The sequence below is a fragment of the Candidatus Leptofilum sp. genome, from assembly GCF_965223525.1.
In the GTDB taxonomy this organism is placed as follows: Bacteria; Chloroflexota; Anaerolineae; order Promineifilales; family Promineifilaceae; genus Leptofilum.
The window spans coordinates 1,125,822-1,151,237 of record NZ_OZ245005.1 but is presented as its reverse complement, the minus strand read 5'-3'; the positions used below and the strand labels follow the sequence as shown (position 1 = coordinate 1,151,237).

Sequence of the window (25,416 nt, the reverse complement as noted above, 5' to 3'; positions counted from 1 at the left end):
GTCTCCTGTGAAAATAAACCTCCTGCAGGTTCCATCCGCCAACGGTGTTCGAGAACAAACCTGCGGGAGGAGTGAGTCTTGGATTCACAGTATATCTCAGCCAGTACCGCCTGACCACAGCCAAGAGAGTGCTAATTGGATACGCATGGCACCATGTGCCGCTAATCATCCGTTGAGTTGAAGAAGGCGACTTTGCCCGTTGCCAAGTCGTACTCTGCGCCGATGATTTGCAGGCCGTTGGCTGGGCTTTCTGCTTGCCCACGGTTAGCGTTTTGGCGTAACTGGTTCACCGATTGATGAATGTTTGACTGTACCGCGAGAGTAAGCAGCGTGTTAGCTTCTGGCGGTGGGTTTGTGTTTAGCAAAGGGGTGATGGACGGCCGTATGCCATCCACCAAAGCTTGCAAATTGGGAGAGAGGGTTGCAGTGGGATTAGCCATCTCGTTCAGCGTAGCCTGCACAGCGCCGCAGCTTGTGTGCCCCAGCACTACTACCAGGCGACTGCCTAATGCCTGGGTGGCAAACTCCACGCTCCCCAACACCTCTGGCGAAATGACATTGCCCGCGACGCGAATGACAAACAGGTCGCCCAATCCTTGATCAAAGATGATTTCAGGCGGCACCCGCGAATCGGCACAGCTCAGGATGACGGCAAATGGGGCCTGCCCGGTGGCTAATGCCATCCGCCGCTCTTGAGAAACGTCACGGTTATGAATCTCGGCCAGGAAACGGCCGTTTCCTTCCTGCAATCGGGTTAAAGCATCTGTTGCGTTCATAGGCTTCTGATTTTAGTAAAGTTTGTGGGGTTGGCAACGGCCGTATTTACACTAAACTTCCCCAATGTCTGCCCTTATCCATGACGATGCTGGCGCGCGAGGCTACCTGGTTGCATTGGCTAGCTCCGCGACGCTTTCTACAACAGCCATATTTATTCGCTACCTCACCGAAACATACCAGATCCCCCCCCTGCTGCTTGCTTTCTGGCGCAGCTTTTTTGTGTTGCTCACTCTGCTCATTGGCCTGCGTCTCTACCGAACCGAGCTACTACGATTGCCACGCCACCTCTTGCCCTACCTAGCAAGCTACGGACTTCTGTTCACAGTTTTCAATGGTCTGTGGACTTTGTCTGTGGCTTTAAACGGAGCGGCGGTGGCTACCGTGCTGGTTTACAGTTCGGCGGCGTTTACCGCGCTGCTGGCTCGCTGGCTCCTAAAAGAAACGTTGGGTGTGGCCAAACTGACAGCCGTTGCCCTGTGCCTGGTCGGTTGCATTTTAGTAGCTAACGCGCTTGATCCGGTTGCCTGGTCTAGCAACCTGGCCGGGATTCTCACAGGCACTTTGGCCGGATTGGGGTACGCGGGCTACAGTTTGATGGGGCGATCAGCAGCGCAGCGCGGCCTCAACCCGTGGACCACGCTGCTGTATGTGTTTGGCTTTGCTACCATTTACTTTTTGCTGCTGAATTTGCTACCTGGAGAGATGGTGTTGGGTATGGCCGTTGCCGCCACCGACCTGCTCTGGTTTGGGAATCAATGGCTGGGGTGGGGCATTCTGGTTTTACTAGCGGCAGGCCCCACCGTGGCTGGCTTTGGCTTGTTGAATACCAGCCTCACCTTGCTGCCGGCTAGCGTGGTCAACCTGATTTTAACGACGGAGCCCGTGTTTACGGCCGTACTCGCCTACCTGTTGTTAAAAGAACAGCTCACCAGCTTGCAAATTGTTGGCAGCCTGCTGATTTTAGGTGGCGTGCTCATGCTCCGCTGGCGTCGGCGACGTTTGCCGCAACCATGATTCAATCTCGCTCATCGCCAGATTGAGGTTTCCCATCTGGCAGTGCATGTCGGCATTTTCCGCTTTGGTGAAAATCCTTGTTGCCACAGAGCGGGCGTTAACCAGCGCCGCTTGCTGCTTGTGCAGCAGCTTGATTGGCTGAAAAGCATCATTTTCACCCCCCACCAACAGAACATCCTGCGTTACCTTGTCGCTATGTAGATGATCTTTGTTCATGCCCAGCAGCCAGCGCACTGCGTCCATTGGTTGGTCCTTTTTAACCATGTACATTGCCTGGTTCACGGCATGGTCCAAAATGGGGAATAGACGCATCCGCAGGCGAATGGTGGCGTTCATCATCCCCTCCCAGCGCACAATAAGCTGAACCATCTTTTGGGCAAACCCCGGAATTTGCTCCAGCCAATCGTACACGGGCGACCAGGACACCACCCGCTGAATGCGCTTTTCAAAGGCTGCGGCGCGAATGGCCCAATAGCCTCCCATCGAGATGCCAATGAGCGTGGCTGCTTCAACCTCGAAATAGTCCAGAATCGTGCGAACGGGCTTTTCCCAATCATGGTCAAAGGCAAGATTGTACTGCTGCCGCGCACCGCCCTGCCCCGGCCCTTCAAAGGCAATGACCCTGTAACCTGCCTCGGCAAAAAACTTCCAAATGACGAAGAACTCTTCTATGAGCGAGTCGAAGCCGCCAAAGAGCAAAATGGTGCCTTTGGTAGGCTGTGCCGCTGACGGCAGCGTCATTGCGGGCAAGCAGCTACCGCCATAGGGAACCTCATGCCGGGTGATGTCTTCATCGGCAAAGGCGGCGTAAAAAGTCCCCTGAAAATCTTGGTAAATCGCTTTGCGCTGGGGGGAATTGTGTTCTGCAAAAAATTCGGCGGCGCGCAGGTAGGAGGCGGCATTTTTGAGACGGCCGTCCACCTTTGCCACGTCCGCCAGTTTTAGAAACGCGCTTACATAGTCTGCCCGCGTTTTGATTTGTGCGGCCGCTTGTTGAATCTCGTCTTGGCGGGCATAGCCCAGCGCGTGCAGACGATTCATCTGATAATTGAAAAACGATATTTTATGAAATGGTTGGTAGCCAATAGGAAGCTGCATATCTTTGCTCCTGCCACGAAAGAGATTGTGGCGCAGTGAATAAAAATCCATCTATCTGAAGAAGTTATAATTGTAGACCAGTAGGTCTAGACCGTCAAGTCTAATCCGCGAGAGGGTGAATTTTAGGCGGTGGGGAGGGAACGGCCGTACAAATAAGCGACCACATGCTCATCCAAATCAACAATTTCATTGGCACCAATAACGCCAGCTTCTCGCACCATTGTGTTGACGATTAGCGGCCCCAGCAAAGCGCCTACGGCCTGGAACGGATTTTCGGGGCGAAGCTTGCCTTTATCCTGGTATCTTTGTAGCAGGTGGGCAATTTTGGTAATGATGCCCAGCGGGGCTTTGGCCGTTTCACTCAATTCTGGCACACGAGCCATTTCAGACATGATGATGGGAAATACTTTGGCGTGCAGTTCGGCTGCGCCCCAATAAGCGTGCACCACCCGTCGTAAATCCGCTTCCAAATCGCCGCTGTATTGAACGGCCGTTTCCACTTCTGAATGGTCCGCATAATAGGAGATCGCTTCTTTTACAAGCTGCGCCTTGTTGCCATATTTGCGAAATAGCGTCACCTCGTTGATTTGGGCGGCGTCTGCAATTTGCTTGGTCGTGGTGCCCACATACCCATTTGCCTCGATGAGCTGGATAACCGTTTCAAAAATCTGGGAATCTGTCACAATTTTCGGCATTTGGCTGCTCCTATTTTGCAAAAACTGTTTCAAGTTTAGCATAAGCAAGTGTTGACTTGCAAAAATAATCTGTTATCCTTAAAGCAAGTAGTTACTTGAAATAAAAACTTAAGCGGATCAAACGAGGTACAAAATGAGTCGAATTGATCGCAGCAAAATGAAAATCAGAAAATGGGGCTACCAGTTTCGGCCGTTTCGCCCAACTGCCAAACATGAACGGCCGCTTTTAGATGCCAATTTGCCCCTGGATACCGAACTGATGGCCTTTGAGCGCAACGGAGAGCGGCGGGTGCTGCTGGTGGAAGAGATGATTTACCATCACGTTGCCCAGGGTGGACTGGCTGGCGAACCCTATTTGATTAGCTTCTGAGCCCCGTGCAACAGCGGTGTCGGTCTGACACCGGTTGTAAATGGCAAGGTGCACTGGTTTGGCGTACCCGGCGTTGCCAATGGCCTGGCGGTGATGCGGGATGAGGAGACGAAGAGCCTGTGGGATCACACCACGGGGGAATGTTTTGATGGGCCACTTGCCGGGGAGCGTCTGGAATTTTGGTACGCTGGCCTGACAACCGTCGCCGCAGAACTGGCACGCAATTCGGAGACCATCTTGCTGAAATCCAACCATCGCAGCCTGCTAAAAACGTTCATGAAATGGGCGCACACCGATTTTTCGGGTGGCAAAAGCCTGATCAACCGTAAAAATTCCAAAATACCCCCTACCTTTCGCTTCTCTATGAGCCGTGCCATTGACCCTCGCTTGCCAAAAGATGAGCAGGGTTTAGGGTTGATTGGCGAGAATGACAGCGGCAAGTTTTACCCACTTCGGTTGCTGTCTAAAGCACAAATGCTAACAGATGTGTGGCACGGCCGTACCGTCCACATTGAGCGGGGCGAAATTGACGGGGTTCCTTTTGCCAGATGGGCTGATGGTGGCGAGCCGCCAATGCAGTTGCTCACCCGCTGGTATGGCTTCTCGTTCACTTACCCAAACTGCGAAATTTACGACGGTCATGGAAAGCTGGCCACAGAGAGCACAGAGAAAAGGGCTCTGGAAAATGCATCATGATTTCTCACGTAAGACTTTGGCTATGCAGCGCATCCAAGAGCTTTGTGAGGTGAATGATGGTAGATGAAATTGTAACGTATGAAACGGCCGTTACCCAAACGCTCAATCAGCATGTCTCGGTGCGGGCCTTTTTAGACAAGCCAGTACTGGATGAGATGCTGCGAACCGTCCTGAATGCGGCGCGGCGTTCGCCAACCAGTAGCAACATGCAAACCTACAGCATCATTGCGGTACGCAACCCGGAAACGCGCCAAAAGCTGGCGGTGCTGGCTGGCAATCAAAAGCATATCGAGGAATGTGACGTCTTTGTAGGCTTTTTAGCGGACATTAATAGGCTGGGCATTGCTAGCCAAATGCACGGCGAAACGCTGGCAAAATCGTTAGAGACCACGCTGGTGGCCACGGTGGATGCAGCTTTGGTGGGAATGTCGGTACAAACGGCCGCAGAATCCTTTGGCCTGGGTGCGGTAATGATTGGCGGCATGCGGAACCACCCGCAAGACGTGGCCAAGCTGCTGGGCTTTCCGCCCGGTGTTTACATGGTGTTTGGCATGAGCATTGGTTGGCCTGCAGGTGAATCCCCGACGGCGTTCAAACCCCGCTTACCAGAATCTCTGGTTATCCACCACGAACAGTACGACGCGACCGATCCGCGCCCGCGCATTGCCGACTATAATGCGATGCTGGCTGAATTTTACGGGCCGCGTAACCAGAACAAGGCTGCCTGGAGCGGCCCCATTGCCAAGCGGCTCAACAAACCCAGCCGCCCTCATCTGCGCCAAACGCTAGAGGCAATGGGCTTTCATTTTGATTAAACAGTTCGGTAGGATTCTTCACTTGTCGTTCCCTCCGCCTTCGCGGGGGCAGGCTCGTGAAAACAGAACCCACCGCTTTGTCAAATATGGATTCCCGCCTATGCGGAGAGACAAGGAGTGAAGATTTTATAGTTTGGGGATGAGCACCGGCGTTTCTTTTTTGTATTGTTCGTAATCGGGCTGGCCGCCCCACTTTTCGTCGGCGCGGCGCTCTAGCATGGGCACGCCGCTGACGCGCGTCAGCAGTAACGTAACAAACAGCGGGGAAATAAGCGCCACCCATTGCCACCCTTGCAGCACGGGCACGGCTACAATGGCCACGCCAAGCCACAGCACAATTTCGCCAAAGTAGTTGGGGTGCCGCGATTTGGCCCACAATCCGGTGTTGATAAATTTGCCTTTGTTGGCCGGGTCGGCCCTAAAGCGGCTTTTTTGGTTATCGGCAACCACCTCAATGGCAAAGCCAATAAGCCAGATGAGCGTACCTAGCCCGGTCACCCAGCCCAGCGGTTGACGGTGGCTGCTGGTGATGGCCACGAGGGCAGCAGCGGCCGTAAACGTTACCCACAGCCCCTGAATGGTCCACACGTTGAGGAAGCGAATGAAGGAGGGTTTGATGTCGTCGAAACGGCCGTCGCCACCATCCTTATGCACGCGACGGTACAAAAACGAGCCTAGCCGCCCCGCCCAGATGATAACCATCGCCATGAGCAGGTAGGAACGGCCGTCTTGCACTGGACTCAGCACAACAGCCAAAATCGTGACTGAGATGTAGGTCAGGCTTCCGGTCAAATCGAAAAATTTCTCGGTTTGGCGCGCGTAGGCGGGGATGAAGACGAGCCACTGCACCACAAAAGCGGCCGTTACGCAAATGGCAAACAGTGGCAACCCGCCAACTTCGGCACTGCCTTGGCTACCAGCCCAAGCCACGCCCGCACCAATTAAAATCACAATCGGCAACGCAATGAGCGCAGTGCGTTCAGCTTTTGACATTGAGCACCCTTATTACCTGCTGCCACCAAACAGTCGGCGCAGGAAGCCAAAAATTTCATCTAGCGCTGACCCGCTATTATTTTGATCCAGCAGTTGATTGAGTGTGCTCATCATGCTGGGGTTGCTTTGCTGGGCGGCTTGCTGTTGCCCGCCTAACAGCGCGGCTAATCCGCTAGGGTTTAGCCCTTGTGACTGTTGCTGCTGTCCCAGCGCACCCATGAGTAGTGGGGCAGCAATCTCTAGTATCTGCCCCATTTGGCCACTGTTCAGGTTGCTGTTTTGGGCCAATCCCTGGGCTACAGCGGGCTGCTGACTACCCAGCACATGTCCCAAAATGCCCGCTCCGTTGGCTGCCTGTGGATTGTTTAAAAAGGCGGGCAAGTTGCTCAAAATGGAGCCATCGTGATCGTTGGCGAGGGCTTGGTGCAATGCCTGTGCGCCGTCTGGCTTGGCGCTGTTGTTGGCTAACGCTGAAGTTAGCAGCGGCATGGCCATTGCCAGGGCAGAGCCAGTAGAGGATTCATCCGCGCCAATTTGCTGGCTAATTTGGGACAGTCCCCCGGAACTTAGTTGTTGTAACAGTTGGTCAGTTATTGTACTCATATCTCTTCCTTATGGGTCTCTTCCTTACATGGGTGAGGCTATAAAGGAATGATAGCGGGAACGGCCGTTTCCTACAACAGTCACAGAGATTAACCGTAAAATTTTGGGCGAGGCGCTTTCTTTTTACGGCCGTTTTCAAGTATACTGCCCCTGATTATCTGTTTTTGCAACAGAAGTGCCACATATTGTGGCACTTCCCTTGTACACTTTCAAGTACACTAACCCCAATCGAGGCAAACAATGGCCCCCCAGCCCTCCTTTGTAGACCTTCTACAGCAGCATGTGGCCCGCGATGGACGGTATGCCCGACAGCTTGCTGCCGCCACAGCTATACGGTTTGGCGAAGCGCAGCAAATGTCCCACAGTAGCATTAGCCGCTGGCTGCGGGGGGCGGTAAAAAAACCGCGTAATTGGGTAGATATTGTTAAGCTCGGCACCATTTTACAACTTTCATACGACGATCTGCTCTTGCTGCTGCGTGCAGCGGGGCACAACGTGCCACACATTCTGGCCACCGAGCCACCCATTCCGGGACTATTTGACCCGTGGCGGGAACCAGAATTCGACCAACCGCCGCCGTTTCAGGCGCCGCCCAAAACCACTGGCTTCGTTGGCCGGTTAGGTCTTTTGGCTAGCCTAGAGCGGTATGTTGGTAGCCAGGGGCAAAGTCGCGTTTGCTGCCTGTTGGGGATGGCCGGGCTGGGTAAAACCAGCCTGGCCGTTCAGCTAGCGTACCTGCTTCGGGATCAATTTGGCCACGGCATTTTGTGGCTGGATATGGCCCAAACTGAGCCGTTAGCAGCCCAGCAAGCAATTGCCACAGCATTTGGTGAAGATTTCTCAAGCCATCACGATTTAGGCAGCCGCAGCAGCAAGCTGCGCGAACTATTGGTTCACAAAAACAGCCTGTTGGTGCTAGACAATGTGCAGGATGATGACCAAATACGGCCGTTGCTGCCACCGGATGGTGCTTGCGCCACGCTCATCATCAGCCGTCGCCACGATTTGGCGGTGGCGGGTACGGCCTATCGCCTGACGCTGCCTCCCTTGAACTCGGAAAAAGCGGAGGGTGTGGCGCTCTTCCGGCAGTTACTGCCCCGAAAAAGGGTGCAGGCTGAGGCTGAACTGCTGCCGCAGCTTGCCGACTGGCTGGGTCAGCTACCGCTGGCTCTCACCATTACAGCCCAGCGTATCACGCATGAACCTGGCTGGACGGTCGCTAAGATGCTAACCAGATTACAACAAGCAGAACGGCCGCTCGATTTGCTGGTTTGGGGCGATCAGTCGGTGCGGGGCCAATTAGCCACTAGCTATGCGGCATTGTCCCCAGACGAGCAGGGGCTGCTGGCACTGTTGGGCAGCTTCTCTGGGTCTTTTGTGCCCGTTCACGTAGCGGCTGTGGCCGAACGGCCGTTGCCCGAAGTGGAAGATGGCCTGCGACAGCTTTACAACCAGTCGTTGCTCACCGTAGACCGCCAGGAGCGGTATGAACTGCATCCGCTGACGCGCCTATTTTGCCAAGAGTTGCCGCAGCAGGCAGCATGGCCCCGCCGCTTTGTGCATCACTTTACGGGCCTGGCCGCCCAAACAAATGAGGCAGCAGAGGCCGAGCAGCAACATATCTTAGCGGCCATCGCACTAGCGGAGCAGTTGCAAATGGAGGATGTGGTGGTAACGGCCGTTACCGATTTCATCCCCCACCTTCAGCGCACTGGGCAGTATGAACGTGCTCTGGATTTGCTACAGCAAGCCGAACAAGTTGCCCGCCATCAGGAAGATATGCCAGGGCTTATCCAAATTTTGCAACAATCAGGATTTACCGTGATGAAATTAGGCGTTCCCGACAAAGCAGACGGCTACTACCAGGAAGCGTTGGCTCTGGCCAAAAGCATTGGTGATGTGGGCCAAACCGCCCAAATCCTGCACAAGCTGAGTGCTTTGGCGTACCGACGGGGTCGGTTTGAAGAAACTGAACAGTTTTGCCAGGAGGCGCTGGTGTTGGCGCGTCAGGTGCAAAATCACCAGCTAATTGCCAACTTGCTAACAAATTTGGGCCTAGTGGAAAAGGCAAACGGCCGTTTCACCGAAGCAATTGCCCATTATGAAGAAGCGCTTGCGCTGGCTCGGCAACTTGGAGATGAGGGGCTTGTCATCAACATTTTGCAAAATTTAGGGGTCGTTCATGAACAGCGCGGCGATTATGCTCAGGCCAAAAAACAGTATGAAGAGGGGTTGCTGTTGGCCGAAATTCAAAAAAGCCCAGAGTTGTGCAGCAGGATGTTGGGTAATTTAGGCGCAGTCGCCTGCCACCTGGGAAACTATGCTGAAGCAACCGCCCATTTTCGGCGGGGGCTGGCATTGGCAGAAGCCAACGATTTGTCCATCCAGCAATATCGCCAGCAGGCGAATCTGGGTGAAGCGGCCATGCTGCGGGGGCAGTTTCGGCAGGCAAATACGCATTTCCAACACGCATTGGCGCTGGTTCGCCCTCGTGATTTTCCTGAGGATTTGGGGATTATTTTGAACCAGGCGGGCGAAAACTTTCTAAAGCAAGATGCTTATGCAGAAGCGGCTGACTGTTTTAGTGAGTCATTACAGCTTGCAGAGTCATATGGCTTGAGGCAAGTGAGCCCATTGAGTTTGTTTGGCTTGGCTCGTGTGGCTGGGGTGCGTGGAAATGTTTCTGAGGCGCGTACTTTAGGGGAGCAAAGTCGCCAGCAGCTTTTGGCAATTGGACATCGCAAAGAGAAAGAGGTGTGGTGGTGGCTTCAGGAGCTGCCCCAGACGACAGCTCCTGAATAAAGCATGGACTATAAGTTAGCCACCCGTGGGATCGTCCCAACCGTCGGCTACCTGTACCGGTGCTGGGGCTGCGTCTACGATGTTGGCTTGGCTAAGTTGTGTGGTGGTGAGAACGGCCGTTGCCAGGGTCAACATTAACACAGACAACACAACCAACTGCTGAAAACGAGAAATCAAGTGACGAGTCATGAGAAGTACCTCCATTTCGTCTAGGCCAAACCGGGTTAGGTTTGGCAATTGCCAATAAATCACTTGATTTCAATGTAGAAGGGGCGCAAAAGAAGGTTTTCCCGCTTTTCGGGAATTGGTTCCTGCGGCGCATCAATATGTTGGATTCAAATCTTGTCTACAAGGAGAAATTGTAAAAATGAATGATTGGGGACAACGGCCGTATGTCTATGTGGCAACGCTAGGAAACGCTCCTCCTGTTATTACCTTGGCGCTGGATCGCTTACTCAAAGAGCATAAATTTGCCGAAGTTTGCATTATTCACACAAATGCAAAGCCCCACCCTGAGCGTGCAGCCAGAGGATTGGCAACAATGCACGAAACAATCAAGCAGCTTGATCGCGAATTCGTCAACAAAGTGCCACTGGTTCAATCAGAAGAAGAAAAAAAATGGAAAGTAGATTATCGAGTTGGAAGCGAATGGTTCCGTTTCAAATACCGTCGCATTTTATTACGTCGTGAAGAACCCATTCCCGGTCAGCTTGAGCCGAAGTATGAACCCATCAATGATGTTGAAACAGAAGCGAATGCCAAAGCGACCTTTCGCACCATTTATCGCATTCTGAAACGATACAAGGAGCAGCGGGCCATCATTCATCTCAACATTGCAGGCGGGCGCAAAAGCATGTCTGTTTTTGGCATGTCGTCTGCCCAGCTCCTTTTTTGGCCGGAGGACAAAGTTTGGCATGTTGTCTCGCAAGATGAATTTATGAATAAACAGGCAATGCACGACGACAGCGGCCAAAGTCTGTTGGTGCCAATTCCGGTCATACGGCTTAGTGCGGCCAGCCCAGCTTTGGGCATGTTGCTTACCAGCAGCGATCCATATGATGCAATATCTGCCCAGGAAAACTACATGCAGTTGATGGACATACGCCGCAAAGATGAGTTACTGCGCTATCTCGATGCTGACGAGCGCCAAATTTTGGTTGGCGTTTCCCAGGGGTTAAGCAATGAAGAGATTGGTATTCGCCTGAGTAAACCGCTTAAGTCAAAGACGGTTGCCAATAAATTAACGGAGATCTATGCGGAATACATTGCCCCAGAGATAACGTCTGGCCTGGAGTCGGATACAAGCGAGAAAAATATCCGGGCCTATTTAGCTGGCGAGTTTGCCACTTATTTTCGACAAAGAGGGGAGCAATTATAGCGATTGACGATTTTGGATTGGCGATTTGCAGCGCTCAAGCCTCAATCGCTGAGCAAAAGGAGGTTTTATGACCAGATACATTCTTGCTATTCAAATTGGCCCGATGCAAGACTTTATTAAAGCAGCAAGGCGCACACGAGATTTGTGGTATGGCTCCTGGTTGATGAGTTCGTTAAGCAAGGCAGTTGCCAAGGCCATTGCAGATGGAGAGGCAGAACATGAGAAGTGCCTCATCTTTCCGGTGGCCACTGCCAAGGAACTTGACATCAGCACTGATTTTAGTGTGGCTAACAAGATTGTGGCTCTCATTGAGCAGCCGCCAAAGATAGTGGCAAAAAAGGCAGAAGATGCCATGCAGGCTCAATTGCGGCGTACGATGATGACTTTAGAGAAAAAAGCACAGAAAAAATTGGCGGAAACGGCCGTAAACAATCAGCAGTTCAACTCAATGTGGGATGTGGCTCTCGCTCAAGTTGGGGCTCTGCCAGAATTTTACTGGGTCGCCCTGCCACTTGCAGACCTCAGTCAATACAAAACTGTTCGCCTGAAGGTAGAGGGACTTCTGGCAGCTCGCAAAAACTGTCGTAACTTTCAGGCTGCAGTTTGGCAGGCGCAAGTACCAAAGTCGTCCTTGAGCGGGGCGCTGGAATCTGTGATCCACGAAGACAATTATCCAGACCGGGCAATGCCCCCAAAAGATCGGGAGGAGAAAATTAAAGCTCTTTACAACAACTTCCGCGCTAGGGGAGCCGAGCGGTTGTCGGGCGTGGATTTGCTTAAACGGTTGGGCAGACTCGGCGAAGAGGACAGCTTCCCTAGCACCTCACATTTGGCAACTGGACCGTTGCGCCACCGTCTGCGAAATGCAAATGGGGAGGTGAAAAAGCGCTGGGATGCCTATGTAACGGAGATTAAAGAATTACACCTTGAGGTGATTCAAAATGAAACGATTGGCAAGGGCCAAACTGCCCATAAGCTTTTTGGCACAGCAGATGGCTCGCTTTTGTTTGAATCTCGACTGCGCGATTATTTTGATAAAGATGTGCCAAAGAAGGTGCAAAGTGCGCTGAAAAAGTTTTACGCTCTGAAAGAAGTGCCTGAACCGCTGCCATATTACGCCATTTTGCTTGGGGATGGTGATTTTATGGGGCGAACCTTGAATCAGTTGGAAACGCCTGAAGCACACCGTCGTTTTTCGGAGCTTCTTGCTGAATTTGCGGGGGGGATGAAGGGGCTTATTGAGGGGAAAGCATATGGCGGTGCGCTCGTTTATGCGGGTGGGGATGATGTGATGGCGTTGTTGCCGCTGCACACGGCCGTTTCCTGCGCCCAGGCCATCAAAAAAGCGTTTGATGCCAAAATGGAACATCTCATTATGGAAATCAACGAATTACCGAACCAAACAAAATTAGATAAGAAACCCACCTTCTCTGCTGGCATTGCCATAGCCCATCATCTGGAACCGCTTGAGGATGCACTTGAATTAGCACGGAATGCAGAGAAGAAAGCCAAGGATGTACCTGATAAAAACGCGCTGGCAATCAGCTTAGACAAACGCAGCGGCGTGACGCGTACCGTGGTGGGCAAATGGGAGCCGCTAGCGCCCAATCTGGAAAAGATTGTTCAATTTTACCGGGATGGGGAATTGCCGCATGGCTTACCGTATCACTTACAGATGATGGTGCAATCCTTGGGTGGGGAGGAAGCTATCAAGAGAGACCCCGATCTGCTGAAAGTAGTGCAGGCTGAAACCGTCCGCATTGTCAAACGCAAACAGGGGGAGATGGTAAAAGAAGTGAAAGATTTTTTGGATCAAGAAGCAAAAGGCATTGGCAATAACGGCCGTTCCGTCACCACCTTTCTCAACGAACTCATCATCGCCAATTTACTGGCAAAAGCCAAAACCCAAAGCGAGGAGGTATCACCGTGAGCGAACTTTGGATTATTGAACCGCGAGACCCACTCATTGTGCGGGATGGACGGCCGTTTGGCCCCAACCCCGGCGCACGTGCCAAAACCCTCCCATTCCCCTTTCCTTCCACCATTGCTGGTGGCGTGCGCACAAGAGCTGGAATGGATGAAAACGGCCGTTTTGACACCGATAAAATCGACAAGGTCAAACAAATGAAGGTCAAAGGCCCTCTGCTGATCGATTGCGATAGCAAGGATGAAACGCCATTTCTTGTGCCTGCCCCTCGCGACATGCTCATGTTCCAGTCAGCAGGCGAGGAAGCAAAGAAAAGCATAGTCAACCTTGTGCCGCTCGTGCCCGTGAAACAAGAAGATTTGCAATGCAATCTGCCCGAGCCATTGGAATACACCGTCGGCTTAGAATTGATCGATTTACAAAAACCAGCCAAAGGCGTACCCGCTTTTTGGCATTGGGCAAAATTTGCTGACTGGCTGAGCAATTTCGCGCCTAAGCCAACATTGGTAGAGAAAACAGAGCAGGGTATAAGCAGTTTGCCACAAAATTCACGGACTCATGTGGCTATCAACCCAGAAAGCCTGGCAGCACGCGAGGGGGATTTATTTGCTACTTCTGCCCTGGAGTTTATGAACTCAGCAAAATTACCGGATGATGATAAACCGTCTGCGTTGAGCAATGCAAAACAAATGGGTTTGGCGTTGGAGGTAGACAATGCCAACGAATTATCTATTGATCAAGGCTTTGCATCGCTGGGCGGCGAGCGTCGTTTGGTTCAGTGGCGTCTCTCTCCGTTGTCATTCCCCGATTGGCCAGAAGGCTTATTGGAATCGGTTGAAAAGGATGGCGCGTGCCGCCTATTTTTACTCACCCCCGCCTTTTTTACGCACGGATGGCAACCGACTCGGTTGCTAGAAAAACGGTACGGGGTCAAGCCGCTACTCAAGGCGGCAGCAGTAGGCAAGCCAGAAACGGTTTCTGGTTGGGATTTTGAAAATCGTCAGCCAAAACCAACACGGCGGCTGGTTCCTGCGGGTTCAGTTTACTTTGTGCAATTTGAGCTTGAAGCCAATGCCAATCTTCAGGCGTGGCTCAAAGCGGTGTGGATGGACTGCTGGAGTGATGATGAGATGTTACGTGATGCTGGTTTTGGTTTAACGGCCGTTGGTCGTTGGGACGGCCAACCGCGCACGGTTGAGGTTAAGGAGGATGTCGATGCGAAAACCTAAAATTGAGCTGACAGAGGAGATAAAAGCAGCCACAAAACGTGATGATTTGGACATTGTCACCATGGAGCGTAGCTATCGCCTTATTACACCGCTGTATGGCGGTGGCGTAAAGACAGGCAAAGTTGATAGGGTCACGCCAGTTAGCGGTAAAGCTGTCCGAGGCAATTTGCGCTTTTGGTGGCGTGCCGTACGAGGCGGACAGTTCGGCGACAGCCTGAAAAGCATGAAAGCAAAAGAGGATGAAATTTGGGGAACGGCCGTTCCCGCTAAAAAAGAGAAGTCCGAAGAAAAACCGACCAAACTGCCACCCAAAGTAAATCTTCACGTTTATGATTCTGAAATCGGTGATGAGTTTGTCGTGTACCGTGCAATCCCAAACCCAAGAAGACAAGGTAGAACCCAAATCAAGCAATTCCATAGGGATAAAGTCCCCGCATATGCAGCATTTCCCCAAAGACCAGAAGAAGGATCGCCTCCAGGCACAACATCAGAACCTCTTTTTGCAAACGTCACGTTCAAGCTCAAGCTCATTTACTTTATGGAACACCAAAAAGAGTTAGATGCTGCCCTGTGGGCATGGGAAACATTTGGCGGCGTTGGGGCACGATCCAGGCGCGGGTTTGGCGCATTATCCTGTGAGAAGATTGTGATCAATGGTGAAGAGCAGGATTCACCGTTGATACCAAAAGATACGTTGGAAAACTGGCTGGCAAACCAGCTTGAGCATTACCAGGAAGATACCCACTTCCATGATGATATTCCCCATTTGCCTTCTGATTTCAAAACTCAATTAAAAATTGTCTCTACGTCGCCGTTTGAAAAAGCAGAACAGGCATGGATCCATCTGATCGAGGCGCTACAACAATTTCGGCATAAACGGCCTATCAGACTAGATGAAAGAGGCAGACCAAAACCAACGCGCAATAAATGGCCGGAACCGGATGCTATTCGGACAAAAGTAAGCCCAAGAAACAGACGCTACCCAGCTTACTACGACCCGGAAATTTTAAAATACCCACGCGCTGAATTTGGCTTACCCATTATTTTTGAACTGCGTGGCGAGGGGGGAATCCCTAAATCCACATTGAGAGGTAAAGATCATAACCGAATGGGCTCGCCTTTGATTTTACGGCCGTATCAATGTGCAAATCAGCAGTTTGTGGGCTTAGCCCTCATTTTGGCTGGCCCACGCTTGCCACCCAGCGATCTCATTTTAGAAGGTATTGACGATGAAGCTGTTCAATCCAGGCTGCTCCCAGATGAAGCAGCCCAAATTGCAACACGAGATAACAATATTTACGACGGGAATGTAGATATTCTGCAATCCTTTATCGATTCATTGTAGGAGGTAAAAAAATGGAAGCTAATATGATGTTTATTCATGCACTTACCCCGCTTCATGCGGGTACGGGGCAAGGCATTGGCGTAATTGATCTGCCTATTGCCAAAGAAACAGCTACAGGGTTGCCCTACCTGCCTGGCTCATCCCTAAAAGGCGTCTTGCGCGACCGTTGCCAGGACAACGAAATTCAAAGCAGACTATTTGGCCCTGCTGTTGAAAAAATTGCCAACAGTGAACTGAGAGCGGGCGAAGCCCAATTTAGCGATCAACGTTTGCTGTTGCTTCCCGTGCGATCGTTAGCTGGCACGTTTGCCTGGGTAACATCTCCCTTCATCCTACAGCGGCTAAAACGAGAGCTAACGGCAATTGGTATGGATTGTCCACAAGAGATACCCATGCCAACTAGCGAACAAGCCCACGTTCATGAAAAAGAAAATCAGCTAACAATTCCACTCAAGGAAGGGCATCGTCGCCTTGTTTTGGAGGATATTGATCTGACATCAAAACCTTCAAAAGAGGTGAGTCTGTGGGCAACGTGGATTGGCGCAACTCTTTTTGATGCCGATTGGCAAAAAACGCTCAACCAAAAAATTTGTGTTGTCCACGATGACATCTTAAGTTTTCTGTTGGAAACAGCCACAGTTGTTATCGCCAGAAACCAGCTGACAGAAGACAAAACATCCAACAACTTATGGTACGAAGAGGCATTGCCGGCTGAGTCCATATTGTCTGGTTTGATTTTGACACATCAGATTAGTGCAAACGGCCGTAACGCAAGCTCGGCGTTGGCTGAAGTGACTAAATTGACAAAAAACCTTGTTCAACTAGGTGGCAATGCAACGATTGGGCGTGGCCTTTGCCGGTTAGTCATGGCTGAACCTGGAGGGTAAGATGCAAACGATACAACAGCAGTTAGCAAAACAAGCACATACACATATTCAAACGATTACTCAAACAGATCGGCAAAAATATGCCACGATGGCGCATAAATTGCCCATTTTGATCCGTTCAGCCGGGTTGATTCAGGCCTTGGGATTTGTTCAGGCCAGAGGTAGCCACCCCCAAACCTTGTTACTGGATCATGTTGCATTGGCAATTCAGGTTGGCGGCATTACAGACGGGGATTCTTTGGTTAACGAAAGCCGTAATGCACCGCTGGAGCAATATATCTTCCTCACAAAACGGGTGATGATGGCGTTGCTTTGGTACAAGCGTTTTGTTGAATCGGAATTTGGTATTTCAGCGAGAGATGCAGCCAATGATGTGGAAACGGCCGTTTCCGCACCAGCCACATAATATAAAAGAGGTAAGCCATGTTAACCTACAAACGCAGCGCAATTTCTGCCATACCAGAAGCACTTCTCAAGAAAAAAGCCGCACACATGGGTTTGTGGTTTGATAAATATTTGAGCAAACAAACCGCCAGCGGTAAACCCATGGATTCCTTCTTTCAGCATGTGGACAACACCTGTGAAATCGGTGAGCCGGAAACGTATAAACCATTCTTCGAGCGTTGGCAGGCATATCTTCACACCTTGGGGGTAACACCGTACAAAGCCACGGTAGAGGGCAAGATGATCGTGGGATTGGGCAATGCCGCCGTCATTGAAACAGGCGCACAATTTCATCACACCTATGGGGTTCCCTTTATTTCTGGCAGCAGCCTCAAAGGCATGGGTAGCGCCTATGCCCAGGCAAATTTAGCCCCCGTTTGGCAAATGGGCGGGGCTGCCCACGAAACAGCGTTTGGCACACAGGCGTCGGCAGGTTTTGTAACGTTTTTTGATGCCCTCCCACTGCCAGGAAAATGGAATGCCTTGCCAGATGTTATGACCGTTCATCACCGAGATTACTATGGTGGCGTAGAAGGCAAAGCCCCGGCGGATTGGGACGATCCCACGCCCATTCCATTTTTATCGGTCAACGGGACGTTTCTGATTGCCCTGTACGCACCAGATGCGCCTCCGTGGGTAGAACCATGCTATGGCATTCTGCGCGATGCCTTGATGCAAGATGGCGTCGGTGCCAAAACGTCGAGTGGCTACGGCCGTTTGAGAATGAATGAGAACCCAATTGAACCACCATTTGAATTCAAAGAGGGAGAACGAATTCGAGGAAAAATTATTGATGTCAATGATGAGTACGTTGAGCTTCAATTGACCAGCAAATTCGCAAGACATTTGCCTGCAAAAACAACCAATTACATTTGGTTATTACAACCAAATGTAGGTGACAGGATTCCTCGGAAAGCAATTGGGCAATATAAAAATGCCATTATTTTAGAAATTGACGATGAAGAAAGCGGCGAATATTACATCTTTTGCAAGCAAGTTTAATTGAAAATGCCAATGAAAAGGATTGAAAGACAATGATCATCATCAACTTCTCCGGCCACCCACTCACCCGCAGCCAACAAACGGCCGTTTCCCAACATAAAGGGCAGCCCATCGACCAACTCATCGACCTGCTGCCCCACTTCGACCAGGAACGGCCGTTTGCCCCCCAAATTCAAAAAGCCATCAACACTATCACACTCACCAGTGCTGAGTGGCAGCAGCAGCGCATCCTCATCGTACCGCCCGGCCACGCCCCCGCTACCGCCGTTTTGCTTGCTGAACTACACGGCCGTCTGGGTCATTTTCCCGAACTTGTCCGCATTCGCCCCAGTGACGACGATGCCCCCGAACCCTACGAGGTCGGCGAAATTATCAGCCTACAGCAACTGCGGGATGATGCGCGGTTTAAGCGCACAGCCAACAAGGAATAGACAAATGGAACTATTAGAAACGATTGGATTTTATTTCGGTTTTGTAGCTGATACGATTGCGTTCTTTGGAATTCCCTACACCGTTTGGCAACTTCATTTAACGCGTCAAAAAGAAAAGCACTTGCAACAAGAAATTGGCATCCGCCTTAGCTGTACTGAGTCAGGGAAAACGATAGGCGTGCCTTTCAAAATAAGACGCCGAAATTTTTCGAGAGCCGAAATTCTTGGCTACCTCGGCATGGTTGCCAAACAAGGCGACCGTTATAGCTTAAACTATCTAAAATCAACCGAATTCCTTCAAGAAGTTAAGCGCATTCAAGATGCTACCAATCCTGAAACATTCACCATCCCTTGTGGAAGAAAGACCGACGACAAATCCCTGGAAATCAAACAGTTTGAGATTGATTCGTCAATCCAAAATCGCAAATCATAAATCGTAAATAGAGAGGCAATCCTATGTTATCTTCAATCGTTCTACAACTAACCGCAAAAGAAAACGGCCGTATCCACGGCAGCACTGGTCGTGCTGTGCACGGCTTCTGGTACCAACAATGGCAAAAAACTGCCCCCGCCATTGCCAACGTCCTGCACCAGGTCAATGGCCACCAGCCCTTCACCCTCTCCCCCATCATGGACCTACCCCACCCACAGCGCGGCACGACCACCATTCGCCAGGGCCACACCGCCTGGTTGCGCCTCACCACCCTGCACCCAGAAATCACCCAACGCGCCCTGGAAACCTGGCTCCCCAACCTGCCCGACACCGTTGAACTAGCCACTATCCCCTGGCAGCTCCAAAATATCGCCCTCATGCCCCAGGAACATCCCTACGCTGCCCAAACCAGCTACCAAACCCTGGAAGAAAAAACACCACCAAGCCAAACCTGGCAATTTGAATTCAAAACACCCACCACCTTCCACATTGGCCAAGAAGCCTATCTGCCCTTCCCCCTGCCTGGGGCACTCGTCAACTCCTGGTGGCGACGTTGGCACAACTTTGCCCCCCGCCAGCTACCTCCGATAGACCAAAAGCTGCTGCAAGAGCAGCTATTTGTAAGCCACTACCAGCTAAAAACCGTTCCCGTGCGCCACGGCCGTCGCCTCACCATTGGCTGCGTCGGCAAAATCACCCTGCGGGCAGGCAAACGCCAAGCCGACAAATTGTCGGCAGAAACCCTCCGCACCCTTGCCATCCTCGCCCGCTACGCCACCTACTGCGGCAGCGGCAAGCACACCACCCAAGGCATGGGATTGACGATTTTGGATTGACGATTGCAGATTAAATCGTCAATCCAAAATCGCAAATCGTAAATCGCATGGATCTTCTTCAAAAAACCCTCAACCCAAACAACCTTCGTCGCGCCTGGGACGACATTGCCAACAACGCCGGCATTGCCGGAGCCGACAACATCACCATTCCCCAATGGCGGCGCAGTTGGGAAGCTCGGCTCGTTAAACTGAGCCAGGCCGTGCGCGCCAACCAATACAAACCAGGCCCTTTGCGAACCCGGCGCATTGCCAAGCGGCACGCCCCAGAGATGCGCGTTCTTCGCATCCCCACCCTCACCGACCGCGTCTTGCAGCGTGCCGTGCTGCAGCAGCTCTACCCCATCTGCGAACCGCGCTTTCTGGATTGCAGCTTTGGCTACCGACCCGGGCGCGGCGTAAAAGATGCCGTGCGCCGCATCACCCAACTCCGCAAAAAGGGGTATCACTGGGTGCTGGATGCCGACATTGACGACTTTTTCAACCAGATTGACCACCAACTGCTGCGTCAGCACCTGCAACACCGCCTGCCAGACAACAGCCTCATGCGCCTCATCAACCTGTGGCTCAAATCGTGGCGTATTGCCCCCGACCAAGAACGCGGCATTGCCATGGGCTCACCCCTCTCCCCCATGCTGGCCAACATCACCCTGCACCACCTGGACACCTGGCTACAAAACCACGGCTTCCCCCTGGTGCGCTACGCCGACGACTTCATTGTCCTCAGCCAAAACAAAGCAGATTGGCAGCGCAGCTACCAGGTAACCAAATACGCCCTGGCTCGCCTAAAGCTGCGTTACGAACCCCGCAAAACCCGCCTCACCAGCTTCAACAAAGGCTTTGCCTTCCTTGGCGTCCATTTTGAAGAAGGCTGGTATTGGTACATCTACGACGACCAGCGCATAGAAGTACACGAAGATGAAGATGACCCCTGGATAGAAACCTATGACCCGAACTATTAACGATTGACGATTTTAGATTGACGATTCAAACACCAATCGTAAATCGCAAATCGTAAATCCAAAATTGGAGTTCAAAATGGATAAGCAACAGTTTCAAAAGCGCACCAAGCAGCTCGGCGTGCGGATTATCAAAATGACTGAAGCTCTGCCCAACACGCGGGCTGCCGACGTGGTTGCCCGACAAATCATCCGTTCCAGCACCTCCGTTGGCTCAAATTACCGCGCCGCTTGTCGCGCCAAATCTACCGCCGACATGATCAACAAGCTCAAAATTGTCGAAGAAGAAGCCGACGAAACCCTATTCTGGCTAGAAATGCTCATCGAAACAGAACTCATGACCCAACAAAAACTACAGGCTCTGCACAAAGAAACCGACGAAATCCTGGCCATGACCATCGCCTCCATCAAAACCCTACGCAAACGCAAATCATAAATCGCCAATCGCTAATCGTAAATCCAAAATCGCCAATCGTAAATCGCCATGCCGACACTTTACATCATTGAACCCGGCGCCCGCCTGGAAAAAGAGTACCAACGCCTGCTCGTCACCAAAGCAGACGAAGTGCTGCTGCGCCTGCCCATCCAGCGCGTTACCCAGGTGGTGCTGGTGGGGCGCGTTGGTGTCACCACCCCCGCCCTATACGCGCTGCTGCAAGCCGAAATCCCCCTGCTGCTGGTAAACCGCAGCGGCAGGCTGCGCGGCCGCCTGCTGCCCCCCACCGCCCGCAACCTCCCCCTGCGCCAGCAGCAATACCGCCGCAACGACGACCCCGACTTTTGCCTACGGCTGGCCCAGGCCATCATCGCCGCCAAAATACACAACCAGCGTACCCTCGCCCTGCGCCTGCTCCGCCGCCACCCCCACATCAACCCCAAAGGCATAAACAATCTAATCGTAAATCCGAAATCCAAAATCGAAAATCAAAAATCGTCAATCGCAAATCTAATGGGCATTGAAGGTTCTGCCGCCCGCGCCTACTTCCGCATCTACCGCCAAGCGTTTGGCGAGCAGTGGAACTTCCACAAGCGCACCCGCCGCCCGCCCAAAGACCCCGTCAACGCCCTGCTGAGCCTGGGGTACAGCTTCCTCACCCAAGCCATGATGACCGCCTTGGAAGCCGCTGGGCTAGACCCCTACCTGGGCTACTTCCACAGCGAAAAATATGGCAGACCCACCCTTGCCCTCGATCTGGTTGAAGAGTTCCGCACCCCCATCGTCGATTCACTCGTTTTGTCTTTGCTCAACCATCGCTTACTTAAAGAAAAAGATTTTGAATTTGGCTCAGCTAGCGAAGGGGTGCGCCTGACCACGCGCGGCTTTCGGGTTTTCTTGCGAAAATACAGCGAGAAGTTAGAATCCAAAATTAAATCACGCAAGTTAGGTCGTTCTATTTCCTATCGTAAACTGTTTGAAGTACAGGCTCGCCATCTTGCCCGCACTATCACCAACCAAGACAACCAATACAAACCCTTCCGCAGCCGCTAATCGTCAATCCAAAATCCGAAATCGTCAATCCAAAATCGTAAATCGTCAATCAAAACCATGTCTCAATTTATTCTCATCGCCTACGATATTAGTAACGACAAACGGCGCACCAAGCTGCATAACAAACTGCTTGATTATGGAACGCCCGTACAGTACAGTGTGTTTGAATGTTTGCTGGACGAAAAAGCGGAAAAAGCAATGCGCCAGGCAGTTAAGCGCATCATCAAACCACGCAAAGATCATGTCCGCTTTTATTACCTGTGCGCCACTTGCCTGCAAAAAGTAGAAACAACAGGGGGACGAGAAGTGTTGGGCGAACCGCCCCCGGCGATTATTTCAGGTTGAAAAAGCATTTGGCGACGGGGAAGGGGGGTATACTCAGTTTTGGAGCCCGTCGCCAAGGTTGGACAAGTACCCCCCACATTTTGCCGTTGAGGGGCAAAAAAGAGGCTATTTTAAAGGCCATTTAAGCAGTTTTGGCGACGGGGAAAGGGAAAATCACAATAGAGTGTCCCCGTCGCCAAAAGGCAAAAGTGATGGAAAAGTCAAAAAATGGTGACAAAAGGGGGCAAAATATGTTAAGATTGGGTCATTCTACGCGGTCTACTCCCAAAATAGAAGCCAAAAAGAAATTGAACGGCAAGATATTGGGGTAGAAAAACAAAAATCCCGCTCGCCGGGATTGAAACATTACTTCACAGTAATAACTCGTTGGTGTATCTTCCCCGTAGAAAAACAAAAATCCCGCTCGCCGGGATTGAAACAAATAACTCAAATCCTTCAAAGGAAAGGCCATCACCTGGTAGAAAAACAAAAATCCCGCTCGCCGGGATTGAAACCTACATCTCCGCCTTGAGGGAAATAGCTGACATCGAGTAGAAAAACAAAAATCCCGCTCGCCGGGATTGAAACAATATCTGTCCAAATACGCCAAAATTCGTAGTAACCAGTGTAGAAAAACAAAAATCCCGCTCGCCGGGATTGAAACACTATCTTCTAGGACTTCGTCCGTATCGCCTTCGCCACGTAGAAAAACAAAAATCCCGCTCGCCGGGATTGAAACTACTTTTCTGGTGCCGCTCCACTAATTTTGGACGAAGTAGAAAAACAAAAATCCCGCTCGCCGGGATTGAAACTTAAGTGCGTTTACCGTAGCGATGCCGGAGAGATATGTTGATATACCTAGAACCAATGGTAGAAAAACAAAAATCCCGCTCGCCGGGATTGAAACAGCTAGGGTGGTATCAGGATCCGTATCCATAATCTCTAGTAGAAAAACAAAAATCCCGCTCGCCGGGATTGAAACGGTACTCCATAACCGTTGGTCGAGCACGGCCAAAACGGTAGAAAAACAAAAATCCCGCTCGCCGGGATTGAAACAAACGAATGCTATGTAAAATGGCACCCCACTCTCCGTGTAGAAAAACAAAAATCCCGCTCGCCGGGATTGAAACGTATAGCGCCAGGCCAACACTGCCGCCAGGATAAACCCAACCAGGTAGAAAAACAAAAATCCCGCTCGCCGGGATTGAAACCTTGACCATCATTACTAAAAAAATAATTGCTGCTGGTAGAAAAACAAAAATCCCGCTCGCCGGGATTGAAACCATCAACAAATTAAATACCCCAGGGAGATTCACTCGTAGAAAAACAAAAATCCCGCTCGCCGGGATTGAAACGGGCTTGCAGTCTGGGCGATAGTTTGTGGAGCAACCCGGTAGAAAAACAAAAATCCCGCTCGCCGGGATTGAAACGGGCTTGCAGTCTGGGCGATAGTTTGTGGAGCAACCCGGTAGAAAAACAAAAATCCCGCTCGCCGGGATTGAAACCTCAAAAGCGTAGAGACAATCCTCAGGCTGCATGGGTAGAAAAACAAAAATCCCGCTCGCCGGGATTGAAACTCATCAAAGATTATCTAAAAGATCAACGACTAACACCTGTAGAAAAACAAAAATCCCGCTCGCCGGGATTGAAACGTGGTAAACGATTTTCCAAGTAGAGCTAGCGGTGCTCGTAGAAAAACAAAAATCCCGCTCGCCGGGATTGAAACCAAAATTCAAACCTTCAAACAGGCGAAAGCCCTCGTCTTGCGTAGAAAAACAAAAATCCCGCTCGCCGGGATTGAAACCGTTTTCCATGGCATTCCCTGTTGCGGCCAGTGCGATTCGCAAAATGGTAGAAAAACAAAAATCCCGCTCGCCGGGATTGAAACATAGGCGCTGATTCTTCTTCCTGAGGAGTTGCTACCAGTAGAAAAACAAAAATCCCGCTCGCCGGGATTGAAACCACAAACGGGTTCCAAGTCCCAGTCCGGAGCTTCTACATGGTAGAAAAACAAAAATCCCGCTCGCCGGGATTGAAACCATGGCCTATCTTGGTGTACAAGGTGATACCACACAGTAGAAAAACAAAAATCCCGCTCGCCGGGATTGAAACTTCCGATGTTGCTGCCACCGTGGGCGTATTGGTGGGAGTGTTGGTGTAGAAAAACAAAAATCCCGCTCGCCGGGATTGAAACCAGGACCAAGCTGCTCGATCATCCGCTGGAGATCTTGTAGAAAAACAAAAATCCCGCTCGCCGGGATTGAAACGGTTTTCCCCCTGTCCTCGACGATGACGCTCCATCTCGGTAGAAAAACAAAAATCCCGCTCGCCGGGATTGAAACCACTGTAGCCACTATTGGTAAACACTAGCGTTCCTAGTAGAAAAACAAAAATCCCGCTCGCCGGGATTGAAACATTTTTTTCTGATGAGCGAAATTTACATCTGGTGGGGTAGAAAAACAAAAATCCCGCTCGCCGGGATTGAAACTTGCTGCGCCAATATCATGTATAACGAAAACACCAGTAGAAAAACAAAAATCCCGCTCGCCGGGATTGAAACTGGTCGAGACCGTAGTCCTCGGACCAGCCGATATGGTAGAAAAACAAAAATCCCGCTCGCCGGGATTGAAACATCAATTGGGGCTACTAGAGGAGCTGAGCCTATAAGTAGAAAAACAAAAATCCCGCTCGCCGGGATTGAAACAATCCTTGGGCGTTTTGAGTCAACCATCGACTCAGTGGTAGAAAAACAAAAATCCCGCTCGCCGGGATTGAAACCTTGTTTGAAATGGATCTCTGAGCCTGCTGGAGCTGTAAACGTAGAAAAACAAAAATCCCGCTCGCCGGGATTGAAACAATCCTTGGGCGTTTT

At 51.3% G+C, this 25,416-nt stretch carries 24 protein-coding genes, 1 pseudogene and 1 CRISPR repeat array (1 of these 26 cut by a window edge); of the genes and pseudogenes, 19 read left to right on the top strand and 6 right to left on the bottom strand.

The window, feature by feature from the left end:
- Positions 1-161: 161 nt before the first annotated feature.
- On the bottom strand, positions 162-776 hold the full coding sequence (locus ACOQPM_RS21965) for a carbonic anhydrase (protein ID WP_420632394.1): 615 nt from the start codon (positions 774-776) through the stop codon (positions 162-164).
- Between the two features lie 64 nt (positions 777-840).
- On the opposite strand from ACOQPM_RS21965, the gene ACOQPM_RS21960 reads away from it, so the two are divergent.
- Complete coding sequence (locus tag ACOQPM_RS21960; protein WP_420632393.1) at positions 841-1,791, top strand: DMT family transporter; 951 nt, start codon at positions 841-843, stop codon at positions 1,789-1,791.
- Here the strand turns inward: ACOQPM_RS21960 and ACOQPM_RS21955 are convergent.
- Together ACOQPM_RS21955 and ACOQPM_RS21950 are read right to left on the bottom strand one after the other, a co-directional pair.
- Positions 1,738-2,889: an alpha/beta hydrolase gene (locus ACOQPM_RS21955; protein WP_420632392.1), complete on the bottom strand. Its 1,152-nt coding sequence runs from the start codon at positions 2,887-2,889 to the stop codon at positions 1,738-1,740. The two genes, ACOQPM_RS21960 and ACOQPM_RS21955, sit on opposite strands and share 54 nt — an antisense overlap.
- Positions 2,890-3,011: 122 nt before the next feature.
- The gene (locus ACOQPM_RS21950) at positions 3,012-3,584 is read right to left on the bottom strand and encodes a TetR/AcrR family transcriptional regulator (protein ID WP_420632391.1); all 573 of its coding nucleotides are present in this window, start codon (positions 3,582-3,584) and stop codon (positions 3,012-3,014) included.
- A 133-nt stretch (positions 3,585-3,717) separates the two neighbouring features.
- Between ACOQPM_RS21950 and ACOQPM_RS21945 the strand changes: the two genes are divergently transcribed.
- The 3 genes and pseudogenes from ACOQPM_RS21945 to ACOQPM_RS21935 all read left to right on the top strand — a co-directional run bounded on the left by ACOQPM_RS21945 (position 3,718) and on the right by ACOQPM_RS21935 (position 5,465).
- Positions 3,718-3,954 carry a hypothetical protein gene (locus ACOQPM_RS21945; protein WP_420632390.1) on the top strand — a complete coding sequence of 79 codons (237 nt, stop codon included), beginning with the start codon at positions 3,718-3,720 and terminating at the stop codon, positions 3,952-3,954.
- A gap of 18 nt (positions 3,955-3,972) precedes the next feature.
- A pseudogene (locus tag ACOQPM_RS21940) lies at positions 3,973-4,650 on the top strand (DUF3179 domain-containing (seleno)protein); the annotation flags it as partial.
- Positions 4,651-4,703: 53 nt separating this feature from the next.
- Positions 4,704-5,465, top strand: a complete 762-nt coding sequence (locus ACOQPM_RS21935; RefSeq protein WP_420632389.1) for an NADPH-dependent oxidoreductase — start codon at positions 4,704-4,706, stop codon at positions 5,463-5,465.
- A gap of 126 nt (positions 5,466-5,591) precedes the next feature.
- Here the strand turns inward: ACOQPM_RS21935 and ACOQPM_RS21930 are convergent, their stop codons facing one another.
- Both ACOQPM_RS21930 and ACOQPM_RS21925 read right to left on the bottom strand, forming a co-directional pair.
- Complete coding sequence (locus tag ACOQPM_RS21930; protein WP_420632388.1) at positions 5,592-6,458, bottom strand: DUF1295 domain-containing protein; 867 nt, start codon at positions 6,456-6,458, stop codon at positions 5,592-5,594.
- 12 nt (positions 6,459-6,470) lie between these two features.
- Entirely contained in the window at positions 6,471-7,061 is a 591-nt protein-coding gene (locus ACOQPM_RS21925) for a DUF937 domain-containing protein (protein ID WP_420632387.1), read from the bottom strand.
- 240 nt (positions 7,062-7,301) lie between these two features.
- Here ACOQPM_RS21925 and ACOQPM_RS21920 point away from each other — a divergent pair, with 240 nt between their 5' ends.
- Positions 7,302-9,863, top strand: coding sequence for an ATP-binding protein (locus ACOQPM_RS21920; RefSeq protein WP_420632386.1), 2,562 nt, complete (start codon positions 7,302-7,304; stop codon positions 9,861-9,863).
- 15 nt (positions 9,864-9,878) lie between these two features.
- Here ACOQPM_RS21920 and ACOQPM_RS21915 read toward each other — a convergent pair whose 3' ends face one another.
- Positions 9,879-10,052, bottom strand: a complete 174-nt coding sequence (locus ACOQPM_RS21915) for a hypothetical protein (protein WP_420632385.1) — start codon at positions 10,050-10,052, stop codon at positions 9,879-9,881.
- Between the two features lie 178 nt (positions 10,053-10,230).
- Between ACOQPM_RS21915 and ACOQPM_RS21910 the strand changes: the two genes are divergently transcribed.
- The 14 genes from ACOQPM_RS21910 to cas2 all read left to right on the top strand — a co-directional run bounded on the left by ACOQPM_RS21910 (position 10,231) and on the right by cas2 (position 22,565).
- Positions 10,231-11,241, top strand: a complete 1,011-nt coding sequence (locus tag ACOQPM_RS21910; RefSeq protein WP_420632384.1) for a CRISPR-associated ring nuclease — start codon at positions 10,231-10,233, stop codon at positions 11,239-11,241.
- A 67-nt stretch (positions 11,242-11,308) separates the two neighbouring features.
- Positions 11,309-13,171 carry a type III-B CRISPR-associated protein Cas10/Cmr2 gene (gene cas10 / locus ACOQPM_RS21905; RefSeq protein WP_420632383.1) on the top strand — a complete coding sequence of 621 codons (1,863 nt, stop codon included), beginning with the start codon at positions 11,309-11,311 and terminating at the stop codon, positions 13,169-13,171.
- Positions 13,168-14,397, top strand: coding sequence for a type III-B CRISPR module-associated Cmr3 family protein (locus ACOQPM_RS21900; RefSeq protein ID WP_420632382.1), 1,230 nt, complete (start codon positions 13,168-13,170; stop codon positions 14,395-14,397). The genes cas10 and ACOQPM_RS21900 overlap by 4 nt, the downstream gene beginning before the upstream one ends.
- Positions 14,384-15,742 (top strand): type III-B CRISPR module RAMP protein Cmr1, encoded by a 1,359-nt coding sequence (gene cmr1, locus ACOQPM_RS21895; protein ID WP_420632381.1) that lies wholly within the window; start codon positions 14,384-14,386, stop codon positions 15,740-15,742. Before ACOQPM_RS21900 ends, cmr1 begins: the two co-directional genes overlap by 14 nt.
- Before the next feature lie 11 nt (positions 15,743-15,753).
- Positions 15,754-16,629, top strand: coding sequence for a type III-B CRISPR module RAMP protein Cmr4 (gene cmr4 / locus ACOQPM_RS21890; RefSeq protein ID WP_420632380.1), 876 nt, complete (start codon positions 15,754-15,756; stop codon positions 16,627-16,629).
- Position 16,630: 1 nt separating this feature from the next.
- On the top strand, positions 16,631-17,035 hold the full coding sequence (gene cmr5 / locus ACOQPM_RS21885) for a type III-B CRISPR module-associated protein Cmr5 (protein ID WP_420632379.1): 405 nt from the start codon (positions 16,631-16,633) through the stop codon (positions 17,033-17,035).
- Positions 17,036-17,052: 17 nt separating this feature from the next.
- On the top strand, positions 17,053-18,075 hold the full coding sequence (gene cmr6 / locus ACOQPM_RS21880; protein ID WP_420632378.1) for a type III-B CRISPR module RAMP protein Cmr6: 1,023 nt from the start codon (positions 17,053-17,055) through the stop codon (positions 18,073-18,075).
- Positions 18,076-18,107: 32 nt separating this feature from the next.
- Complete coding sequence (gene csx15, locus ACOQPM_RS21875) at positions 18,108-18,506, top strand: CRISPR-associated protein Csx15 (protein ID WP_420632377.1); 399 nt, start codon at positions 18,108-18,110, stop codon at positions 18,504-18,506.
- Between the two features lie 4 nt (positions 18,507-18,510).
- Positions 18,511-18,939 (top strand): hypothetical protein, encoded by a 429-nt coding sequence (locus ACOQPM_RS21870; protein ID WP_420632376.1) that lies wholly within the window; start codon positions 18,511-18,513, stop codon positions 18,937-18,939.
- A gap of 23 nt (positions 18,940-18,962) precedes the next feature.
- A complete protein-coding gene (gene cas6, locus ACOQPM_RS21865; RefSeq protein ID WP_420632375.1) occupies positions 18,963-19,775 on the top strand; it encodes a CRISPR system precrRNA processing endoribonuclease RAMP protein Cas6 in 813 nt (270 codons plus the stop codon).
- Between the two features lie 47 nt (positions 19,776-19,822).
- Positions 19,823-20,734 carry a reverse transcriptase domain-containing protein gene (locus ACOQPM_RS21860; protein ID WP_420632374.1) on the top strand — a complete coding sequence of 304 codons (912 nt, stop codon included), beginning with the start codon at positions 19,823-19,825 and terminating at the stop codon, positions 20,732-20,734.
- Positions 20,735-20,810: 76 nt separating this feature from the next.
- Positions 20,811-21,167, top strand: a complete 357-nt coding sequence (locus tag ACOQPM_RS21855) for a four helix bundle protein (protein ID WP_420632373.1) — start codon at positions 20,811-20,813, stop codon at positions 21,165-21,167.
- 48 nt (positions 21,168-21,215) lie between these two features.
- Entirely contained in the window at positions 21,216-22,220 is a 1,005-nt protein-coding gene (gene cas1 / locus ACOQPM_RS21850; RefSeq protein ID WP_420632372.1) for a CRISPR-associated endonuclease Cas1, read from the top strand.
- 57 nt (positions 22,221-22,277) lie between these two features.
- Entirely contained in the window at positions 22,278-22,565 is a 288-nt protein-coding gene (gene cas2 / locus ACOQPM_RS21845) for a CRISPR-associated endonuclease Cas2 (protein WP_420632371.1), read from the top strand.
- 307 nt (positions 22,566-22,872) lie between these two features.
- Positions 22,873-25,416: direct repeats of the CRISPR family, unit length 37 nt; unit sequence GTAGAAAAACAAAAATCCCGCTCGCCGGGATTGAAAC (it continues 1,169 nt past the right edge of the window).

What these genes read in the sequence shown, in the direction of transcription:
- ACOQPM_RS21965 (WP_420632394.1), bottom strand. Translation starts at nt 776, where the DNA reads ATGAACGCAACAGATGCTTTAACCCGATTGCAGGAAGGAAACGGCCGT.
- ACOQPM_RS21960 (WP_420632393.1), top strand. Translation starts at nt 841, where the DNA reads ATGTCTGCCCTTATCCATGACGATGCTGGCGCGCGAGGCTACCTGGTT.
- ACOQPM_RS21955 (WP_420632392.1), bottom strand. Translation starts at nt 2,889, where the DNA reads ATGCAGCTTCCTATTGGCTACCAACCATTTCATAAAATATCGTTTTTC.
- ACOQPM_RS21950 (WP_420632391.1), bottom strand. Translation starts at nt 3,584, where the DNA reads ATGCCGAAAATTGTGACAGATTCCCAGATTTTTGAAACGGTTATCCAG.
- ACOQPM_RS21945 (WP_420632390.1), top strand. Translation starts at nt 3,718, where the DNA reads ATGAGTCGAATTGATCGCAGCAAAATGAAAATCAGAAAATGGGGCTAC.
- ACOQPM_RS21935 (WP_420632389.1), top strand. Translation starts at nt 4,704, where the DNA reads ATGATGGTAGATGAAATTGTAACGTATGAAACGGCCGTTACCCAAACG.
- ACOQPM_RS21930 (WP_420632388.1), bottom strand. Translation starts at nt 6,458, where the DNA reads ATGTCAAAAGCTGAACGCACTGCGCTCATTGCGTTGCCGATTGTGATT.
- ACOQPM_RS21925 (WP_420632387.1), bottom strand. Translation starts at nt 7,061, where the DNA reads ATGAGTACAATAACTGACCAACTGTTACAACAACTAAGTTCCGGGGGA.
- ACOQPM_RS21920 (WP_420632386.1), top strand. Translation starts at nt 7,302, where the DNA reads ATGGCCCCCCAGCCCTCCTTTGTAGACCTTCTACAGCAGCATGTGGCC.
- ACOQPM_RS21915 (WP_420632385.1), bottom strand. Translation starts at nt 10,052, where the DNA reads ATGACTCGTCACTTGATTTCTCGTTTTCAGCAGTTGGTTGTGTTGTCT.
- ACOQPM_RS21910 (WP_420632384.1), top strand. Translation starts at nt 10,231, where the DNA reads ATGAATGATTGGGGACAACGGCCGTATGTCTATGTGGCAACGCTAGGA.
- cas10 (WP_420632383.1), top strand. Translation starts at nt 11,309, where the DNA reads ATGACCAGATACATTCTTGCTATTCAAATTGGCCCGATGCAAGACTTT.
- cmr1 (WP_420632381.1), top strand. Translation starts at nt 14,384, where the DNA reads ATGCGAAAACCTAAAATTGAGCTGACAGAGGAGATAAAAGCAGCCACA.
- cmr4 (WP_420632380.1), top strand. Translation starts at nt 15,754, where the DNA reads ATGGAAGCTAATATGATGTTTATTCATGCACTTACCCCGCTTCATGCG.
- cmr5 (WP_420632379.1), top strand. Translation starts at nt 16,631, where the DNA reads ATGCAAACGATACAACAGCAGTTAGCAAAACAAGCACATACACATATT.
- cmr6 (WP_420632378.1), top strand. Translation starts at nt 17,053, where the DNA reads ATGTTAACCTACAAACGCAGCGCAATTTCTGCCATACCAGAAGCACTT.
- csx15 (WP_420632377.1), top strand. Translation starts at nt 18,108, where the DNA reads ATGATCATCATCAACTTCTCCGGCCACCCACTCACCCGCAGCCAACAA.
- ACOQPM_RS21870 (WP_420632376.1), top strand. Translation starts at nt 18,511, where the DNA reads ATGGAACTATTAGAAACGATTGGATTTTATTTCGGTTTTGTAGCTGAT.
- cas6 (WP_420632375.1), top strand. Translation starts at nt 18,963, where the DNA reads ATGTTATCTTCAATCGTTCTACAACTAACCGCAAAAGAAAACGGCCGT.
- ACOQPM_RS21860 (WP_420632374.1), top strand. Translation starts at nt 19,823, where the DNA reads ATGGATCTTCTTCAAAAAACCCTCAACCCAAACAACCTTCGTCGCGCC.
- ACOQPM_RS21855 (WP_420632373.1), top strand. Translation starts at nt 20,811, where the DNA reads ATGGATAAGCAACAGTTTCAAAAGCGCACCAAGCAGCTCGGCGTGCGG.
- cas1 (WP_420632372.1), top strand. Translation starts at nt 21,216, where the DNA reads ATGCCGACACTTTACATCATTGAACCCGGCGCCCGCCTGGAAAAAGAG.
- cas2 (WP_420632371.1), top strand. Translation starts at nt 22,278, where the DNA reads ATGTCTCAATTTATTCTCATCGCCTACGATATTAGTAACGACAAACGG.